The 19,154-nt window shown below is 64.3% G+C and carries 17 protein-coding genes and 2 pseudogenes; 12 read left to right on the forward strand and 7 right to left on the reverse strand.

Annotation, left to right across the window (positions count from 1 at the left end):
- Nucleotides 1–131: 131 nt before the first annotated feature.
- Nucleotides 132–851, reverse strand: coding sequence for a TetR/AcrR family transcriptional regulator (locus MYCSM_RS08865; protein WP_015305812.1), 720 nt, complete (start codon nt 849–851; stop codon nt 132–134).
- Between the two features lie 188 nt (nt 852–1,039).
- Between MYCSM_RS08865 and MYCSM_RS08870 the strand changes: the two genes are divergently transcribed.
- The 3 genes from MYCSM_RS08870 to MYCSM_RS39025 all read left to right on the forward strand — a co-directional run bounded on the left by MYCSM_RS08870 (nt 1,040) and on the right by MYCSM_RS39025 (nt 3,808).
- A complete protein-coding gene (locus tag MYCSM_RS08870) occupies nt 1,040–1,663 on the forward strand; it encodes a TetR/AcrR family transcriptional regulator (protein WP_015305813.1) in 624 nt (207 codons plus the stop codon).
- Nucleotides 1,664–2,383: 720 nt separating this feature from the next.
- Complete coding sequence (locus MYCSM_RS08875; protein ID WP_015305815.1) at nt 2,384–2,764, forward strand: nuclear transport factor 2 family protein; 381 nt, start codon at nt 2,384–2,386, stop codon at nt 2,762–2,764.
- Between the two features lie 675 nt (nt 2,765–3,439).
- Entirely contained in the window at nt 3,440–3,808 is a 369-nt protein-coding gene (locus MYCSM_RS39025) for an MspA family porin (protein ID WP_085976562.1), read from the forward strand.
- Here MYCSM_RS39025 and MYCSM_RS08880 read toward each other — a convergent pair.
- Genes MYCSM_RS08880 through MYCSM_RS08895 form a run of 4 tightly spaced genes read right to left on the reverse strand, consistent with a single transcriptional unit; the run spans nt 3,731 to nt 7,155 of the window.
- A complete protein-coding gene (locus MYCSM_RS08880) occupies nt 3,731–4,513 on the reverse strand; it encodes an NAD(P)-dependent oxidoreductase (RefSeq protein ID WP_015305816.1) in 783 nt (260 codons plus the stop codon). The two genes, MYCSM_RS39025 and MYCSM_RS08880, sit on opposite strands and share 78 nt — an antisense overlap.
- A gap of 46 nt (nt 4,514–4,559) precedes the next feature.
- Complete coding sequence (locus MYCSM_RS08885) at nt 4,560–5,309, reverse strand: alpha/beta fold hydrolase (protein ID WP_015305817.1); 750 nt, start codon at nt 5,307–5,309, stop codon at nt 4,560–4,562.
- A 2-nt stretch (nt 5,310–5,311) separates the two neighbouring features.
- The gene (locus MYCSM_RS08890; RefSeq protein ID WP_015305818.1) at nt 5,312–6,199 is read right to left on the reverse strand and encodes an SDR family oxidoreductase; all 888 of its coding nucleotides are present in this window, start codon (nt 6,197–6,199) and stop codon (nt 5,312–5,314) included.
- Between the two features lie 17 nt (nt 6,200–6,216).
- Nucleotides 6,217–7,155 carry an SDR family oxidoreductase gene (locus MYCSM_RS08895; protein ID WP_015305819.1) on the reverse strand — a complete coding sequence of 313 codons (939 nt, stop codon included), beginning with the start codon at nt 7,153–7,155 and terminating at the stop codon, nt 6,217–6,219.
- 144 nt (nt 7,156–7,299) lie between these two features.
- Between MYCSM_RS08895 and MYCSM_RS08900 the strand changes: the two genes are divergently transcribed.
- The 6 genes and pseudogenes from MYCSM_RS08900 (at nt 7,300) to MYCSM_RS08925 (ending at nt 13,580) form a co-directional block, all read left to right on the forward strand.
- The gene (locus tag MYCSM_RS08900) at nt 7,300–7,875 is read left to right on the forward strand and encodes a TetR/AcrR family transcriptional regulator (RefSeq protein ID WP_157681306.1); all 576 of its coding nucleotides are present in this window, start codon (nt 7,300–7,302) and stop codon (nt 7,873–7,875) included.
- Nucleotides 7,876–7,903: 28 nt separating this feature from the next.
- Nucleotides 7,904–8,932, forward strand: coding sequence for a cupin domain-containing protein (locus tag MYCSM_RS35210; RefSeq protein ID WP_015305821.1), 1,029 nt, complete (start codon nt 7,904–7,906; stop codon nt 8,930–8,932).
- Nucleotides 8,933–9,015: 83 nt separating this feature from the next.
- Nucleotides 9,016–9,444: a PPOX class F420-dependent oxidoreductase gene (locus MYCSM_RS08910; protein ID WP_015305822.1), complete on the forward strand. Its 429-nt coding sequence runs from the start codon at nt 9,016–9,018 to the stop codon at nt 9,442–9,444.
- A gap of 704 nt (nt 9,445–10,148) precedes the next feature.
- Nucleotides 10,149–11,385: pseudogene (locus tag MYCSM_RS08915) on the forward strand (aldehyde dehydrogenase); the annotation flags it as partial.
- A 16-nt stretch (nt 11,386–11,401) separates the two neighbouring features.
- Entirely contained in the window at nt 11,402–12,481 is a 1,080-nt protein-coding gene (gene hpaD, locus MYCSM_RS08920) for a 3,4-dihydroxyphenylacetate 2,3-dioxygenase (RefSeq protein WP_015305823.1), read from the forward strand.
- A gap of 9 nt (nt 12,482–12,490) precedes the next feature.
- Nucleotides 12,491–13,580 (forward strand): annotated as a pseudogene (locus MYCSM_RS08925) (S-(hydroxymethyl)mycothiol dehydrogenase).
- 133 nt (nt 13,581–13,713) lie between these two features.
- Here the strand turns inward: MYCSM_RS08925 and MYCSM_RS08930 are convergent.
- A complete protein-coding gene (locus MYCSM_RS08930) occupies nt 13,714–14,220 on the reverse strand; it encodes a MarR family winged helix-turn-helix transcriptional regulator (RefSeq protein WP_015305824.1) in 507 nt (168 codons plus the stop codon).
- 197 nt (nt 14,221–14,417) lie between these two features.
- Entirely contained in the window at nt 14,418–15,281 is an 864-nt protein-coding gene (locus MYCSM_RS08935) for an MBL fold metallo-hydrolase (RefSeq protein ID WP_041311626.1), read from the reverse strand.
- A gap of 366 nt (nt 15,282–15,647) precedes the next feature.
- Here MYCSM_RS08935 and MYCSM_RS08940 point away from each other — a divergent pair, with 366 nt between their 5' ends.
- The 3 genes from MYCSM_RS08940 (at nt 15,648) to MYCSM_RS08950 (ending at nt 19,083) form a co-directional block, all read left to right on the forward strand.
- Nucleotides 15,648–15,872, forward strand: a complete 225-nt coding sequence (locus tag MYCSM_RS08940; protein WP_041311629.1) for a hypothetical protein — start codon at nt 15,648–15,650, stop codon at nt 15,870–15,872.
- Nucleotides 15,873–16,234: 362 nt separating this feature from the next.
- Nucleotides 16,235–16,669 carry a hypothetical protein gene (locus MYCSM_RS08945; RefSeq protein ID WP_157681307.1) on the forward strand — a complete coding sequence of 145 codons (435 nt, stop codon included), beginning with the start codon at nt 16,235–16,237 and terminating at the stop codon, nt 16,667–16,669.
- A gap of 998 nt (nt 16,670–17,667) precedes the next feature.
- Nucleotides 17,668–19,083 (forward strand): aldehyde dehydrogenase family protein, encoded by a 1,416-nt coding sequence (locus tag MYCSM_RS08950; RefSeq protein ID WP_015305827.1) that lies wholly within the window; start codon nt 17,668–17,670, stop codon nt 19,081–19,083.
- Nucleotides 19,084–19,154: the final 71 nt, after the last annotated feature.

Genomic DNA, 19,154 nt, shown 5'->3' on the forward strand with positions numbered 1-19,154 from the left:
CGAGCATCGTGGCGCACTTTACCGAGGCCACCGAGATGGCGAGGCACTCATCGAGGTCAGCGGCGAATGTCGTACGCTCGCGAAGCAAGGCGCCAGCGATATCCGGTTGCCCTCCTCGGTCCGCGTGCTGGTCAAACCTGTTGGGGTGCCACGCTCTCTCTAGAGCGTCCCTGCGAGGAGCTCTTGTTTCGGCGTAGTTTGGCGGCGCGCTCCCCATGCGGTGACGTTGCCGCTGTCGGGTCGGGCGCGGGTGTTGTCACGTCGTTGAGGCCCGCCAGCAGCGCGCGCACAAGACGTTCGGCTTCCAGGTCGGTGGTTCGGCGGTTGCGGTGGCGGATCATTTCGTCGGCACAGAGCACCGCCAGCCCGTGCACCGCCGGCCACACCATGAATTCGGCCCCCACCCGGGCGCTGCGAGTCAACACTGCGGTATCGACAAGACGGTCCAGTTCTGTGGCCAGGATGTCGTAGGGATGGGGGCTGATCATCGCCTGGAGGTCGATATCGCGCGCAGCGGCGAACGCGAGGGCGGCAAGACCACGATTGTCTATCGTCCACCGGACATAGGTACGGGCGTAGGCGATCAGTGGCTGCAGGGGATCGGTGGTATCCGCCCGGGCCACCGCACGACTGAGTCGCTGTCCCACATCCGCCTGAATACGCTCGGCCAGCTTGATGACGATTTCCTCGCGGCAGGCGAAGTGGTGATAGGCAGCACTTGGTGCCACACCCAGCTGCGCCGAGACTTCCCGCAGTGACCAGCCGTCGGCCCCGCGCTCACGGGCCAGTGCTTCAGCCGCGTCCAGCAGCGCTTCGCGCAGCTGGCCATGGTGGTAGCGCTCCTTGGTCACTGCAGCATCTTAACATCGATCAAATACAATCTGTACAGTGATCAGATCGTGGTGCTAGTTAACGCGGTAGCGCCGTTGCAACATTGACCCGATGACGCGTGGATAGCTGTGCAGCGTTGCGTCGGCGAATGCGTTGGTCGAGCCGAGCAACGTGCTCATTGGTCGCGTCGACGCCGGAGGGAAAGGTAGTGCGCGTGTTTTCTGACTCGACACCCGACGTGGCGGTCCCGTCGTCGGCTTCACGGTGGACCGCGCGCGAGGCGGAGTTCTTGGCGGTGACACTGCGGTTGTTGCAGCAGAATGGATACGACAGGTTGACCGTGGAAGCGGTGGCAAACGACGCCAAGTGCAGCAAGGCCACCGTTTATCGGCGATGGCCGTCGAAGGCCGAGTTGGTGCTGGCAGCGTTCATCGAGGGGACTCGGGTCGAACTGGTGCCGCCGTGCACCGGCTCACTACGCGGCGACCTGCTGCATATTGGCGCGTCCGTTTGTGAGCACGCACGCCGGCACGCCCGCACGATGAGCGCGGTCATGCCTGAGGTGTCGCGCAGCCCGGCGCTGAATGCGGCCGTGCAGGACGAGTTCGTCCACCAGCGCAAGCGGCTCATCGTTGAGGTACTCTTCGATGCCGCTCGGCGGGGAGAAATCGACGCCGCGGCGATACACGACGAAGTCTGGGACGTACTGCCGGGATATCTGGTGTTTCGATCCATGATTTCCGGGCGTCCGCCCACGGAAGAGACGGTCCGCGCGCTGGTGGACGAGGTGCTGATTCCCGGCCTGACCCGTACCCGCGACGAGTGCCCTTAAAGGCGGCGTCGACCGGCCCGCGGCGAGCCGCCCACACACTTCACTCGGAGGTTCTTTGTCATGTCAGACGCCACGCCGTCACCCAACGCCCGGGGTCAGTACACCTAGGCTTGCGAGGCCGCTGCTTAATTCGTGCTCCGCGGTGTTCAATTCGTCATTTTCGGCGCGGGCATCTTTGCCCTGCTGTCCTTGGATGAGAATCAATTAGTCTGTGCGCCAACATGTTCGGATCCCACGCATCGATGCCGTCGATCAACTCTGGTTTTGGCCTCAGCGCGGCTCGCGCCGCGTCCGGCAACGTGGCTGCCGTAGGAGTTACCTCTTGCTGAACAGGTCTCCACTCCCACCGGCTGAGGGTGGCGTTAGTCGGATCGCTTCGCGAACGGCCGCGGGAACGAGCCCGCGGCCGAAAGGTACTCGAGGGCGCGAGCTTACGACAGAGGTGCGAAGAGGTACCCAAGGACATGGACAAACGTCGATTGCTCGGGCCTCGTGGTCCGCTTACGATGGTTCGCGCGACTGGAAATCGCCGTCGACTGGCGGTAGATCCAGCCGTACGTTCCGAACTGGGACGGCAAGGGAAAGTATGACCAGCGCCAGCCACACCCGTGCACGTGGCCTGGTGACGCGTAGGGCAAATCCAGCATCCCTGGGTTCCCGGGTCGCTCTCCTTTCTCGCGAGTTCATCCGGGACCAGAAAGAACCGGAAGGTGAATTCGCATGCCTGATCTCGAAGGCAACAAGGCGATCGTGATCGACTACTACCAGACCGCGTTCGGCGGAAATCCGGAAAAGGCAATCGCAGATCACTTCGGTGATCGCTACGTTCAGCACAATCCCGACGCCGCAGACGGGCCCGAGGCCTTCACAGGCTTCGTGAATTGGCCGCGCGGGCAATATCCCAATCTGCAGCTGGACATCAAGCGGGTCATCGCCGAAGGCGACATGGTCGTGACCCATTCTCACCTGATCCTCGAGCCCGGCACGCCCGGTCAGGCATTGGCCGACTTTTTCCGCCTCGAGAGCGGAAAGGTGGTCGAGCACTGGGATGTCATTCAGCAGGTCCCGGAAGAGTCGGCCAACAACAACGGCATGTTCTGATTCTGTTCTGGCAACGGCTCACCGGAATACCCCGAGAACTCGCTCTGCACCGTGGTCTTCCGGTGAGCGGCCCACCTTTCAAGTCGCCGTCGAGATGAACCCGTTGGCCAGTGCCATGACTGGGTCCGACATCGGCACAGGGTGCGCCTGTGTAGCTCGGCAGGCACGTGCCGCGATGCGGGACGTTTCCATCTCGGCCACGTCGCCCTGCTGAGTCCAGCGGTCGAGCTCCAAGCATCTGCTGCCGCTGAACTGCGAGACCGTGACGGTGTTGCGGAACCCGTTGGTGTAGAAACGACTTCGACTCCTCGATGTCGGCTGCCTTCAAGTGGCCGTGATTCAGTCCCCGAACAGCATGGCATCGCTTCTCGTACTGCGCGGTGGCTGGCGTCGACTGTGGCTGGGGCGCGATCGCTCACCTGCTGCGTCAGAGCGGCCCTTCCCGCTGGCGGTCGCCCGGTCTGCCATTCGGATGGGCGGCCGCATCGCCGTCAGCTTGGGATTGGTTCTCGCTTTCGCTACAGGTGTCGACACTGGATCGGCATCGGCCGAGCCCGCCGCGCCCGGAGACGATGCGTTGTCGGTCCTGCCGGCCACTAGGCCGATTCCCTCCACCCGGCCTCCGCCCGAACCACGGACGGATGGACGCTGACGGCATCGGCCAACAGCGAAACGATGACCTTCTTCGCGCCGCCCGATCCGAACCTGCCCACACGCGACTTCATTGTCGCGGGCCTCTTCAACGCAACCCTGCGTGGCCCCGGCAACGCAACAGCGCCGAAGCCTTCCGGCACCATCGCGGTTGGATATGAAGCGCAGTGCCTTGCTGCAGGTTTGATCGCGGCGGTAAATCCGGGGTATGTCAAGACCGAGGTTCTTGAACGGAACTTCAATGGAGCCGACTTATCGACTGCGATTGACGACTTCAACGTCCACGTGGACTGCATGGGGCCAGCGCTAGTCCGCTCATACGCCGTCTTGACCCGCACGACGAATGCCACGAACACAGTCGTCGCCTACTACGGCGTTCCGACGCATGTGTAGCTCTCGGTTCGGCATCTTGAACGCTTCGCGCGCGATCACCTGCCACAACGTCGGCGTGTCCTCAGTCGTGGACACGCTCAGGGTCGAACCGATCGTCGCGGAGTCGGTGACGATCCGGACCAGACAATCCGCCAAGTCGATTCGAGCGGTGAACCCACTGATCGGATCGATCTCACCCGCACTGTAATTGGTGGGTTCTGGCAGGTCGAACAACCCGTAGGCGCGCACGATCGTCCAGTCCAGCCCGCTGTCGCGCACGATCATCTCCATGCGCCGGATGTCGTCGGAGACCGTCTTGCCAATGGTTCGGGTAATGATCGGCCCGAGTAGCCGCATCGACAACGGCACGCCGCGCCGGCGGCCGGCCGAGGGGTATGCGCCCGAGGAACTCACCACCTCGACTCGGCGCACACCCGCCGTGCGCATCGCGCGGATCACGTTGGCCATGCCGACCGAGTAGGTATCCACCCGGCTTCGGGTAAACGGCACCCCCAATGCGGAGAGCACAGCATCGGCTTCGACAACGATGTCAGCAAGAGCGCCCGGCTCCCGCACATCGGCACCGACGACGCTCAGCCGAGGATCTGCCAACGGAAAATCGACGGGGCGCCGCGTCACCGCCACCGCGCGATGACCGGCGGCCAGCACCCGTCGGGTCGCCAGCCGGCCCGTCGGGCCGTTCGCTCCGAAGATCACAATCTTCATGTGCGCCTCCTGAGGGTCTGCCACATCGCCTAACCGCAACGCACAGTCACGTCGCGATCGGCTGGATTAGCTTCTCGACACACCTCAGCAGCCGTTCGGCGACGAGATCGGGGCGGCTCCAGTTCGGGCAATGTCCGGTGGGCAGCGTCAGCACTTCCGGGCCGCAGTCTAAAAAGACCGCGGTGAGGATCTCGGGAATCCGATCGTGGCTTCCCCGCACAAGTGTCGACGGCAGATCGCGCCAGGCCGCGGCGGTCAGCGGTTGAAAGCGGCCCGCGGGGTTCATCGGGCGCAGCTGGGCGGCGGCTTCCCGGGCCCGCTCATCTGTGCAGTCGTGAAATAACGCCGAAATCGCCTGATCAGGCTCCAACATGATGGTTCCGGCCAGCCCACCCACTGGGGTCAGCACTTCCGCGAGCCCGGTGTGATCGGATGTCGCGGCCGCCGCATCCTCGATGGACTGGTTCTTGTCGGGTATCGCGGCGGCCAGATACACCAGATGTGTCACCGCCGGGTGCGGGCCGGCGGCGGCTTCGGTGATGACCGCGCCGCCGTATGAGTGCCCACACACCACCACCGGCGGCTGCAACTGGTCCAGCACGCGGCGCACCTCGGCGGCGTCGGCGTAAAAGTCGCCCAGCGGCGTCTGCGCAGGGTCGCTTCCCATGCTCGGCAGATCGGGCACGCGGACGGAAAGTCCTTGTCGTTCAAGCATTGTCGCGACGTCCGACCGCATCCACGGGCCTAGCATGCCCCCGTGGACGAGCACCACCGATGCGGATGCACTCCTGTCCATGATCACCTCGGGTCGCTACCCCCGTGCTGGACAGCGTCGTATGCCGCGCGGACGACGTCGGCCAGGGGTGTGGCGGGGCGTCCCAGCAGCTTGGTGAGGTCCTCACTAGTGGTGTACAGGTCGTCGACGGCCAGGGACGCATCGAGAGCCGCCACGAACCGGGCGGTGGTCTCGTCGAGACCGAAGCCATGCAACGCCGCGGCATAGTCCTGGACCGGGAGGTCGCGGTAGATCACCGGGGTGCTGGTCACCTTGGTGATGGTTTCGGCGAGTTGGGTCAGGGTGAATGCCGGCCCGCCCAGCTCGTAGATCCGATCCCCGCCCTCATCGCCAAGGAGTGCGCTGACGGCCGCGATGGCGTAGTCCTGGCGGGAGGCCGCCGAAATCTCTCCGTCGCGGGCGGCGCCGAGGATCTCGCCGGTGGCCAGGTACTGGCCGAGCTGGTCGGTGTAGTTCTCGACGTACCAGCCGTTGCGCAGCGACGTGAACGGCACGCCTGCCTCACCCAGTACCCGCTCGGTGTCCTGGTGCTCAACGGCCAGCGGATTAGTGGTGTTGTCGTTGTTGAGCATGCCGGTGTAGACGATGCGGGAGATCCCGCACGCTTTCGCGCCCTCGATCACGTTGGTGTGGTGGGCCACCCGCTGGCCTGCCACGCTGCCCGAGACCAGCAGCAACCGGTCCACGCCGGCCAGTGCCGGCTCCAGTGTCTCGGGCTGGCTGTAGTCGGCCTCGCGCACCTGCGGGCCGCGTGCGGCAAGGTCGGTGACCTTGTCGCGGTCGCGTACCAGCGCGATGACGTCAGAGGGGGGCACCTCGCGGGCCAACAGTTCCTCGACGGCGAAGCGCCCGAGGTGGCCTGAGGCCCCAGTAACTCCATAGGTAGTCATACCTATCGCTTCCTTTCCTACCTTGATCTCTCGAATCGGCGAAACCTGTTGTGTCGCTGTCGCACCCGGCGTTGCCGGTCGGCGGCCATCGCTAAACGCACCTGTGCTGGGCTTGGTGAGAACGCTTCGGCGTAATCGGTGGCGAACTGTTCGAACGTGCGCGCGGGCCGGCCGAGCAGGGCCGCCACGTCCCCGGTGAGGTAGTCCGCGTCGCCGTCGGCGAAAAGGGCGAGCGCGCGGGCGTTGTCCTCGGCGACGCTTTCGGGGAGTCCGGCGCTGATCATCGCCTGTCGTTCCTCGTCGATGGTCTGCGGCCGGAAGGTGATGGGCCGGCCGAGCACCGTCGACAGCGTCGCTGCCGCGTCGGCGTAGGACAGTGTCTCGGGCCCGGTCGGCCAGTAGGTCTTTCCCGCGTGCAGGGCGGGTGACGCGGCGATCTCGGCGGCCACAGCGCCGACGTCGCGGGTGTCCACCATGCCGACTCGGCCGTCGCCTGCACACGACGCGAAGGCGCCGGTGGCCGCGATCGCCGGTGCCAACACGAGGAAGTTCTGCATGTAGGCGTTGTTGCGCAAAAGCGTGTAGCCCAGGCCCGAGGCGATCAGCCTGGCCTCGATCGCGGCCTGGCCGCGCCGCCGGGCGATAGGGGAGTCCGCCGACGCTTCGCTGGTGATCTTCACGACGTGTGCGACTCCGGCGCGCACGGCGCTGTCGATGACGTTGCGCTCCTGGGCGGGTATTGCTGGGCTGACGAGTACCACGCTGGACACGCCGTTCATTGCGGCGTCGATAGTCGCGGGCGTCTCGAGATCGCCCCGGACGACGTCCACCCCTACCGCTGCGAGCGCGGCAGCCGTCTCCGGGTGTCGAGCCAGGATGCGAACTTCATCGCCGCGGGCTGCAAGCAGGCGCGACGCTTCCGAACCGACCTTGCCGGCCGTCGTGACGAGGATCATGGCGACTTCTCCTGTTCTGCCGAGCCGCTGGGCGTGCACTCGGCGGTACCGCACGGTCAATCGATCACAACTCCAACGTATCATACAAGATGTATCATAGCCACCCATATTGCTCTATAAAGAACAAAATGTATGATAATGGACATGGTCGACCAAGCTGATGTAGGCAGCCCGTCGCAAGATCCGCGTATCGAGCGCACACGCGCACATGTGCTCGACCACGCCCGCAACCTGCTGGCATCCGGAGGCCCAAGTGCGGTCACCTACAGCGAACTTGCCGCGCGCGCGCGGGTGACCCGCCAGACCCTGTATCGGCACTGGCCGACACGCGAAGCGCTGATCGTCGATCTCGTCCTCGAACAGTCCATGGCCGGAATGCCCGACGGCACAGGCACTCCCGAGCAGATCGTGAGCGAGTTCCTGCGCCGGATGCGCGACGACCTGGGCGACCCTTACTACTCGGCTCCGCTCGTCGCGGTGATGGCCCAGGCTCACCACGAACCGGCCAGCCGCTGCGCCCTCGGGCAGGTCGTGGTCGGCGTCCGCGACGCGCTGAACGCCTTGCTGGAACCCGCCGGCCGGTGTGTCACCCCCGAGGACTACTCCCGGCTGTCCGGTCCGGTGATATTTGGCCGCGTCATCGCGCGAGAAACCATCACCGATGAGTTCATCGACGACTTGGTGACCGAGTGGTCCCAACGCAGCCAAATGCGCACCTGACCAACCGAACTGGACAAAGGAGCAACTCATGGACACGCGGCTGCTACGCAATCGCCCCGCGTATGTGTTGGACCGACAGACCGCGCCCGCCATGTGGCTGGTCGAGACGCTCTGGCTGTTTCACGCCACCGCGGCGCAGACCGGTAATCGCTTCAGCCTCATCGAACAGGTGATGGGCGGCGGCCTCGGACCCCCAACGCATCGGCATCCACTGGCCGTCGAGAATTTCGTTGTCCTCGAAGGAGTTGTCGACTTCCACATCGACGGTGGATCGGTGCGCGCGGATCCCGGAACCTTTCTGCACATTCCGCGGATGAAGCCGCATACCTTCACCGTCGAGACCGCCGAGGCCCGCGTGCTGAACTTCTACGCACCGGCCGGCAACGAGTTGAACGTGATGGGTTTGGCCCGGCCGGCCGAGGAGAGGCGACGCCCGAGCATGGCGGAGGGCCCACTGCCCGCCGGCTTCGAGTACATCGAGATCACCGCGCAGTTATACGGCTCCCATCCGGTCGCGGCGCTGCCATTCGGCGTGAAGCCGAGTCACGACCTGATCGACACTCCCGCCGATGCGTGGGCCGTTGGCGATACGCACGTCGTGCGTGCCGTGCAGGCCCCGGTGTTTGAGGCGTTCGGCGCGCGCTGGCGAGTGCTTGCCGACAGCCGAGACACCGAACGGGACTATGACCTGCTCGATGCCCTCGTCCCCGAGGGGGCCGGTCCGCCGCGGCGAGTGTTAGGGACCGACGAGACTATCTATGTTCTCGATGGAGTCGTCTCGGTTGAGGTCGATGAAACCTCGACCGAGATCGGTGCCGGATCGTTCGCCTACGCGCCCGCCGGGTCGCTGTGCTCTTGGCACGCCCAGGCCGGCGGCGCCCACGTTCTGGTGTTTCACCTCCCCGGCGGGTTCGATCGCGCGCTGGCCAAAGGCCGCGGCGAGGACGCGTTGGTCCAGGCCTGGGACGAAGCGCGTGGAACGCGGTATCTGCGACCACAAGCGTTGCAGACGCCCGCAGTCCCACCAGTACCCGACGACAACGCCGTCATCGTGTGAACCTCGTGCGGCAGGGCGGTGGCCTCCGAATTGCTAAGACGCCCAACGCATCTCCGGTCAGAACCATCCGAAGGGAGCACAGCATGTCCATTCCGTCAGAGGTTGAAGAGTTCCTGATGACCGGCGCCCCCACCGCGGTGCTGGGTTACAACGGCTCGGACGGCCGGCCACTGGTGGCGCCGGTGTGGTTCCTTGTCGAGGACGGCGAGCTGGTGTTCAACACGATGCGCGACAGCGCCAAGGGCCGCGCGTTGGCCCGCGAGCCTCGGGTGGCGGTGTGCGTCGATGACCCGCATCCGCCGTTTTCGTTTGTGCAGCTGCAGGGGGTGGCCACCATGACCGAGGACCACGAACAGCTGCTCGACACCGCAACCCGCATCGCTGCGCGCTACATGGGAGCCGATCGCGCCGACGAGTTCGGCCAGCGCAACTCGGCCCCCGGCGGAGTCGTGGTCCGGGTGCGGCCAACCCGGGTCGTCTCGGCATTCAAATTGCAAGACCGTGAGCGCTGACCTGAGTGCTGACCCGTGCGTTCGAAAACCTCACTACGCAAGAAGAACTCAGCTGGTACTTCCTAGTCTGTGGGCGCATCGCATGGCGTCGTTTGCCCACGCCCGTTCCTTCTTCCGAATCGCTGGGCGAATACGGACGCGTACTGTCGGAATGTCGCCAGAAGCCGATGGCTCGCAGCATCTTCGGCGTGCGCTCCGCAGCGCAGCGGAAGGGCGCGTAGTAGACACGGTGATGTGGGCATCGCGGCGGACAAGGGTTTACCGTTCTGCGCCAGGATATTTCGATCACCGCTAACCTGTTCTTCAACTTCGGGCCGAACACCACGGCGGTGCGCGGTCTGATGCGACCGGACTATAGCTTCCCTGCATGACGGAGCCGTCGTCAAGATCGTCGGCGCGCCACCAAGTTCGCAAACACTTCGCGGCTCATACTCGTGGGGACGGTGTGTATCCGTCTGAGGCTAAACGCCATCGCCGGCCCCTCTGTTCCGCTGACCGTCGCGTGCAGCGTCACGTCGTAGAGTGACCGCCAGGCTCATCCGACTCGTCGGATCGATTGGCGCTCAGTAGATTTGATGACCATTTCACGTGGGCATTGGGGGGCGGTGCTTGCCATGAACCTGACCTCCCAAGTCTTCCCATGAACGTCTGTGAATTCGACTGTCGCGGTGATGTCGCCTGTCTCCGGTTGGAGTAGTCCATCCACCGGCCTGCCGATCACCCAGGCCCGCGGCCAGGTACGCCGGGCGGCGGAGAACTTCCGCTTCTTCGCCGACCTCGTGGTGGCGCGCGCCGACGACGCCTACAAGGTCCCCGGGGTGCAGCTCAACTATGTCAACCGCAAACCCGTCGGCGTGGCGGGCCTGATCACCCCGTGGAACACGCCATTCATGCTGGAGTCGTGGAAACTGGCGCCCGCGTTGGCGGCCGGGTGCACAGTGGTCCTCAAGCCCGCCGAATTCACCCCGCTCAGCGCCTCGCTGTGACCCCAGATTTTCGCCGACGCCGGCCTTCCCGACGGGGTGTTCAACCTCGTCAACGGGATCGGTGAGATCGCCGGGGACGCCCTGGTGCGTCACCGCGACGTCGACCTCATCTCCTTCACCGGGGAGACGACGACCGGCAAGCTCATCTTCGCCAACGCCGCCGACCGGCTCAAGGGTCTGTCGATGGAACTCGGCGGCAAGTCGCCCGCGCTGGTCTTCGCCGACGCGGACTTCGAAGCCGCCCTGGACTCAACGCTTTTCGGTGTCTTCTCGCTCAACGGCGAACGCTGCACGGCGTCCTCGCGAATCCTCGTGCAACGGCCGATCTACGACGAATTCGTCCGGCGCTTCGCCGAGCGAGCCGAGGCGATCAAGGTCGGCGACCGCGATGACCCCACCACCGAAGTCGGCGCGCTGGTGCACCCCGAGCACCCCCAAAGGGTGTGCGACTACGTCGAGATCGGCCGCGGCGAGGCCAGGCTCGTCGCCGGCGGGCACCGCCCGACCGAGCTCACGCACGGAAACTACCTGCGTCCCAGGGTATTTGCCGACGTGCCTCGCACCGCACGCATTTTCCAGGAGGAGATCTTCGGTCCGGTAGTGGCGATCACACCGTTCGACACCGAGGACGAGGCGGTCGATCTCGCCAACGATGTGCAATACGGGCTGGCCGCATACGTGTGGACCAACAACCTGCGCCGCGCCCACAACGTCGCCGACCGCATCGAGGCCGGCATGGTCTGGCTGAACTCCCACAACGTGCGCGACCTTCGCGCCCCCCTTCGGCGGTGTGAAGGCGTCGGGGCTTGGCCATGAGGGCGGCTATCGATCACTGGACTTCTACACCGACCAACAGGCCGTGCACGTCACGCTCGGCGATGTCCACACGACCCGGTTCGGCGTGGACGCCGACCACACCACAGGCACGGCCTATGTCGGCAACCGCGCCGGCTGATCAGCAAGGAGTTGTCATGGCTGAGCTCACTACCGACCCCCCACTGCGCACCCCGCCGCCCGACGTGGTGCGATGCGCCTACGCCGAACTGGTGGTGTCAGATCTGGCCGCTTCCCGAGAGTTCTACGTCGACGTGCTCGGGCTGATCGTCACAGAGGAGAGCGCTACCGAGATCCACCTGCGCTGCCTGGAGGAATTCATCCACCACAATCTGGTGCTGCGCCAGGGTCCGGTGCCCGCGGTCGCCGCGTTCGGCTTCCGGGTGCGCACCGAGTCCGATCTGCAACGCGCAGAAGAGTTTTACCGCGAACTCGGCTGCGACGTGCGACGTGAGAAAGCCTGCTTCCGCACCGGCGTCGGCGACGTGGTGCGGGTTCTGGATCCGCTCGGCTTCCCCTACGAGTTCTTCCATCAAGTAGCCCATGTGCCCCGTCTGACGTGGAACTACGAGCTGCACGGCGCCGGGGCGATCGTCCGACTGGACCATTCCAACCAGATGCATCCCGACGTCGCCGCCGGCGCACAGTATTTGGAGGATCTCGGCTTCAAGCGCACCGAGGACATCCGCGACGATGACGGGGTCATTTACGCGGCATGGTTCGCGCGCAAGGACACCGTGCACGACACCGCACTCACCGGCGGCACCGGCCCACGGATGCACCACATCGCGTTCGCCACCCACGAGAAGCACAACATTCTCTACATATGCGACAAGCTCGGCGCCCTGCGCCGATCCGGGGCCATCGAGCGCGGCCCCGGCCGGCACGGCGTATCGAACGCGTTCTATCTGTATCTGCGCGACCCCGACGGGCACCGCGTGGAGATCTACACCCAGGACTACTACACCGGTGACCCCGACAATCCGCTGGTGAGTTGGGACGTGCACGACAACCAACGCCGCGATTGGTGGGCGAACCCGGTGGTGCCCAGCTGGTATACCGACGCGTCTGCGGTGTTGGACCTCGACGGGACGGCGGTACCCACACGCGAACGCGAGGAAGCGCGCGAAGCCGACATCACCGTCGGCGCCGACGGCTTCTCGCACACCCAAAAGGGCCACAGCAGTGAGGGTTTCAAAATCGGCGCTCAACTGTAGGTTGTACGCATGACTCAGACGGTGCGCGGTGTGATTTCACCGAAGAAGGGCGAACCGGTCGAGGTGGTGGATGTCGTCATCCCCGATCCCGGCCCCGGTGAGGTCGTGGTCGACATCCAGGCGTGCGGTGTCTGCCATACCGACCTGACCTATCGCGACGGCGGCATCAACGACGAGTTCCCGTTCCTGCTCGGCCATGAGGCGGCCGGCATCGTCGAGTCGGTCGGCGAGGGTGTGACACATGTGGAGCCCGGTGATTTCGTGGTCCTGAATTGGCGCGCGGTGTGCGGGCAGTGCCGGGCCTGCAGGCGTGGTGTGCCGCGCAACTGCTTCAACACGTTCAACGCCTCTCAGAAGATGACGCTGACCGACGGGACCGAACTGACACCGGCGCTGGGTATCGGGGCGTTCGCCGACAAGACGCTGGTGCATGAGGGCCAGTGCACCAAGGTCGATCCGGCCGCCGACCCCGCTGTTGCCGGGCTGTTGGGCTGCGGCCCGATGGCCGGTATCGGCGCCGCGATCAACACCGGCGTTGTCACCCGTGACGACACGGTCGCGGTGATCGGTTGCGGCGGTGTGGGTGACGCCGCGATCGCGGGGGCCGCGCTGGTGGGGGCAAAGCGGATCATCGCCGTGTACACCGACAACAAGAAGCTGGACTGGGCACGCGGTTTCGGCGCCACGCACACCATCAACGCGCGAGAGCTCGACCCGGTGAAGACCATTCAGGACCTGACCGACGGCAACGGCGCCGACGTGGTGATCGACGCCGTCGGCCGCCCTGAAACGTGGAAGCAGGCGTTCTACGCCCGTGATCTGGCGGGCACCGTGGTGCTGGTGGGTGTGCCCACACCGGATATGAAGCCTCGAGATGCCGCTGATCGACTTCTTCTCCCGGGGTGGTTCGTTGAAGTCGTCGTGGTACGGCGACTGCCTGCCTGAGCGCGACTTCCCTACGCTGATCAGCCTGTATCTGCAGGGCCGGTTCCCGTTGGAGAAGTTCGTGTCCGAGCGGATCGGGCTCGAGGACATCGAGGACGCCTTCCACAAGATGCCCGCAGGCGAGGTGCTGCGCTCGGTGGTGGTGCTCAAGTGACCGGCGGGCCGATTCAACGCGTCATCGAAAGCGGGCCGGGCGATTACGACCTCTAGTGGCGCCGAACGACGCGGCGCTATCGAGCAACGACTTCAGCCCTACTTCGAGCGAGTGCGGCGGGCTTCGCCGTGGGTCACAGGCACGATCCCGGATCCTCGCTGTCGCCGATGATGTCGAAGAGCATGCGGCGCAAGACTTGTACCTGGTTCTGGCTGAAGGTGCTCAAGACGGCGGCCTCCACACTGGAGCAGGCGCTGGCGACCTTCTCCCGCAACGCGTTTCCCGCCTGGGTGATCTCCGGAATACGGGTGCGACGGTCGCGCGGATCGCTGCGGCGCACGACAAGGCCCATGCGCTCGAGTCGGTCCAACTGACTCATCAGGGTCGTCTTGTCCAAACCGAGCGCCTTCCCCAGTTCGCCTTGGGTGAGGTTCGGGGTCATGGCGAGGGCGCTGAGCACAATGTAATCGCGCAGCTGAAGTCCGTGCTGCTCTGCTACTTCGCCGGTTGCGCTATGCATCCGCTGAGCCGCTCGATGCAGAAGCCAGGTGATTTCCGAGTCGACCGACGGGCTGACGCTTATCGGCTTGGGCTCTGCCCTACCCGGCGGAGCCTGGGTCGCTGATGTTCGACTCTGCATGGGAGAACCCTATGTTTCTTGCTCATTGTTGACCGACGGACCGTAGGTTCCCTCTCCTGTCATCCTTACATTGATACACATCACCTGATGTCTAGGGACCGACACCTGGGGTAGGCCGGACGTCGGCGGGTGAGCCGTGAGGGCACGGTCAGCGTTGTCGAAACGCGCCCGACCCTTCACAGCGGCCGCCCGCTCATCTACGGGGTCACGACAGCTTTAGGCCGGACAGGTAGCTGCGGAATCCCGGCGTAGGCGTCGCAGTCGTGGGACGGGACGATCTGCATGAGGTCGTTCAGAGCGATCACCTTGAGCAGGCCCTCTCGCACCGTCTCGGGATCTGTGTCGGCGACTTTACGCATCAGCCATGGCCGTTCAACACGCCGCGTGATGCCGTCGAGCTGCCAGGTCAAATCGCCGATGAAGGCGTAGCGCTTACCGGAGGGCACCGTGACGAAGACGACCACGGAGCCGGTCGTGTGCCCCCCCGCAAGGGCGATCACCACTGACCCGTCGCCGTAGACGTCGAAGCTCGACGGGAAACCGAGATAGGGCGGACCGTTGAACTCGTACTTGTGGATGTCGTGGCCCGCAGACACGGTGCGGAAGACCTTCGCGCCCTGATGTTGGTCCGCGTACTGCAGTTCGCCCGGGTTGATCCAGATGGGCGCTTGCAGCTCGTCCAGGCCGCCGACGTGGTCCCAGTGCGTGTGGGTCACCAGCACGCCCAGTAGCCGATCACGGTCATAGCCGCTGGCGTCGAACTGCGCACTCACCGTCGCGGTCGCGTGGTGCGGAGCCCGCTGGACCCGCGGGATAAGCGCAAGGTGCGCATCGACATCCGAGCCAAAGCCTGCGTCGATCAGGAGGTCGCCCCTGGGGTGCTGCACCAGGATCGCCGTCGCGGCGAACTGGCGCTTGTCGCGGAACTTTCCGCCCGCGACGGCGAAGGCCGCCCGGGTTTCGTAGGTACCGGTGGGAAGTTGGTAAATGCTCATCTCCTGAGGCGGGTTGGCCTCAGGAAGGGGCTTGGTCCAGTAGGAAGGCGCAGGAAGCGGTGACATGCACAAAATCGTATGGCACCGGATCATCTGAGTCAAGACGATCTGATGTCGGACTATCGGTGGCCGACGCTACGCGCGTGTTTTGCGCTAACCGACGCGAGTCGGCATCACTACCGTATGTGGTTTGGCAGCAGGGACAATCGCCCGCAGCCGCCCGTCGCGGTGCGATCGGGCCGGCGCGCGCACAACCCGGTACCGAGTCTGCGGCCTTCATCGCGGGGGTGAGGCAACGAGCGCCCAATCCTGTCGAGTACGCGCCATGGTTCGCGCAGCGTTTCCAGAGTCAGATTCACCGAAGCGCTGGACGCTGAGCTTCTCCGCACCGCGGCGGTGACGTTCCGCTGCACCGGTGGGGCCAGCCGCCGAATGAGCAGGGGAAACTGGGAGTCGACGGCAAGCCGGGGTAGCAGCGCGATTGATCCGCCGCTGCGGGTCGCCGCCGAAGCTGCGGCCCGAGCCGCGCGGTTGGCCGCCGAAGCTGCGGCCAAGACCGCTTGGGCCGCAGCCGAAGCGACCGCACGCGCCGCGGTAGCGACTGCGAAGGCGGCCGCAGCAACTGCCGCCGCCATCGCGTCGGCGATTGCCGGTTAGGCCTACCGTCCTGGAGCCGATCGCAGCAGGGCGATTCGGGGGCGACTCCACTGCCCTGCCGCGCTAGGTCATCTGAGTGGACACCGATGGTCTAGCCGGAGCGACTCCAGTCACGTTTATGACCGGCAGCTGCGTCGGGTGACAGGACTGCAATTTGCGCACATCAAGCCACCGCCAGCCTGCAACACGCCCGCACAACTCCCGCCACCCCAGTGGGCTGCAGACGACGGCGGCCGTGCCTGCGCCGGGTATGTCGGCATCACCGCCTTGAGTCCATCATCTTTTGTCGCAGCCACATCACTCCGTGAAAGTGCCATCTCTTGGGCACTTTCGTCGGACGACGTTGCAGCAAGACAGCGGTCATGTTGTCTCGACTACTTTGGGCGTCGACACGGGGTCAGTTTTCAGACGACGCGGACAAAGAGCCCGGAGGCCGCGGGGTGTACGGCACCGAAGAGCCAAATGAGTTCATCGTCATCGTCAAGGGAGCCTTGGTGCGGTACACCAACCGGTACGGCAGCAGCCTCGATTTTCCAGCTGCACTGGGTCGAGCCACGGGTCGACGCCCTCTCAGGTGTCGACTTGGCCTCGATCTGCGATCCCGAGGCGTCTTCTTCGACGACAATCGTCGAGTCCTCGATTGGTACTTCGACTGTATCTACGAGGAAGCGGATTTCTATGCGATCACCAAACCAACCACCGAGACGTTTACCGCTAACTCCATCGAGCGCGACGTCTCGAATCGGGAGTTCGACGACTATGAGGTCACCGAATACAAGAGTAGATGCGAACGGTGAATCGCCTCAGTGATTCGTACGATCCCGGGGATCACTACTCGTTCCACCGGATCCTACCGAGTTACATCTGACGCAGAGTCGTCGTGCATTCGAAACTGAACGACTGCAATGCATCTCGGACTTTCTGCCCACTGACTGGTACCCGAATCAAGGGCAAGCCCGACGGCGACAACTTCACCACCTGGTGCGATTAGCCCGGGGCGAGGGGTAGTTCGCATCCAGGACATAGTCCCCAACCCAATGAGGTCATAACGGCGATACTGGCGAGCCCAAACACAATGAGGCATGCGCGCTGCCTGGAACGAGTCGACTAGCCTTGAAGCTCACCACTTGTGAGGTGCAACAGGATTCATGTCCGTCCGCCAAGTGGTCGATTAGCATATTCCGTCCATGCTCCGCCGGCTACCCAGCCCTCTGCGGCCCAGATATGTGACGGTAAATGACGTTGTGCGCCTGACGATTTGGGTTCGACGACAGCTGATCACGAGGGTCGGTGGCGGCTGCGGCGCCGGTTGGGCGCCGCCTCGGGGTAAACAGATCCGCGTGTCGGGCATCTGCCGACGGTGTCGCGGAAAGGTTCAGCCGTCCCACAGAGTCTTTCCGGGCGGATCTCGCGTCCCGACTGAAATATCCTCTGCGAGTTCGGCCACAGTGACGAAATCGGTTGCCAGCGTGGTCTGCTGCCGGACTCGCCGACCCCAGCCTGGCCTTTCCTACAATTGCGACGTCCAGTGCCTGCTTTGGGGACAACGCCGGCGGTGTGTCGTTCACATGCGCGCTCGCGCCGCTCACCGCGCACCTTCACGTGGTGAAAGCCCGTGTCGCTCCGTTCTTGGACGTGTGAAGCCATGAACCCACGTGCCACTCATTGCCAACGGTTGGCCCCCGTATGAATGGGCACGTTCAATCAGCAGGTGCCCGCTTGGGTCTAAATCGACCGTCACTGTTCGTCCTGTGCGGTCGATCCGCTAACGCTTCGTATACGACACGCTAACGGCATGACCGACACACTGACAGTCAGTCCTGCCGTCGACGAGGTTTCAGCGATCGTCGCCCGCGCGCGCGACGCGCAGAGGGCGATCGAAAGCTACACCCAAGAGCAAGTGGACGAGTTGTGCACCGCCGTCGCCTGGGCAGTGGCCCGCCCTGCACGCACCACGTCATTGGCCCAACTGGCGGTCGACGAGGGCGGCTTCGGCAACTACGACGACAAAGTCACCAAGATAAACAAGCGAGTTCTGGGTGTGCTGGCCGACATGCGAACGGTCAAGACCGTGGGCATCGTGGAGGAAGATCACGACCGCGGGCTGGTCAAGATCGCCAAACCTGTAGGCGTGATCGCCGCGTTGATCCCCACCACCGGTCCGGACGCGACACCTCCGCTAAAGGCATTGATGGCGCTGAAGGGCCGCAACGCCATCGTCGTTGCACCGCATCCGCGCACTGTGAAGACAACCATCAATGTTGTTGAAACGATGCGAAAAGCGTGCGAACAGGTGGGCGCTCCGGCTGACCTAATCCAGGTTCTCGACAAGCCGTCGATTACCAAGACACAGGAGCTAATGCGCCAGGCTGACTTGATCGTCGCGACAGGTGGCGCTGGAATGGTGAAGGCCGCGTACAGTTCCGGGACGCCGGCTTACGGTGTCGGAGTGGGCAATTCGGTTCACGTCGTCGATGAAACTGCGGACCTCGACGATGCAGCCGCGGCGATTGCGGCGGCGAAGACATTCGACTATGCGACCAGCTGCCTGGCCGATAACGCTATCGTCGTCGAGGAATCTGCCTACGACGCATTGATAGCCAGGCTCGTCGACAAGGGGGGCCATGTTTGCACGGCTACCGAGAAGAGGGCGCTGCAGCATCGGATGTGGCCCGACGGTGGGCATATTCCAACACCTGACGTTATCGCCAAATCTGCCACCCATATCGCCGAGATCAGCGGATTCACGATCGGCGCGGATCGCACGTTTCTCCTCGTTGAGGAGACTGGAACCGGACCCGACTACCCGTTTTCGGGCGAGAAGCTCTCGGTAGTCCTGACGGTCTACAAATACAAGGGCGGCATCAAATCCGCGGTTGATCTCGTCAACGCAATCACCGAGTACCAAGGCCTCGGTCACACCTGCGGTATCCACTCGGCCAACGAAGATCACATCAACGAACTCGCGATGCGGACTAAGACGGCGCGCGTGATGGTCAACCAGAATCTCAACGAAGGCGCCGGCAGCCCACGCAACGGACTGCCGTTCACCTTGAGCCTCAGCTGCGGGACGTGGGGAGGAAATATCACCACGGAGAATGTCAACGCCCGGCACTTCGTGAACTTGACGTGGGTGTCGAGACCAATTCAGCGACCAGCGGTCACCGAAGAAGAGCTCTTCTCCTCGTTCTGGGCGAAGCACGGCCGCTAGCCCACGTAGTTGCGGTCAGCGATGAGAATGCCGGTGAGAGCCAATACACATCGTGTGACCGGCACCGAGCG

This window comes from Mycobacterium sp. JS623 (assembly GCF_000328565.1).
Taxonomy (GTDB): Bacteria; Actinomycetota; Actinomycetes; order Mycobacteriales; family Mycobacteriaceae; genus Mycobacterium.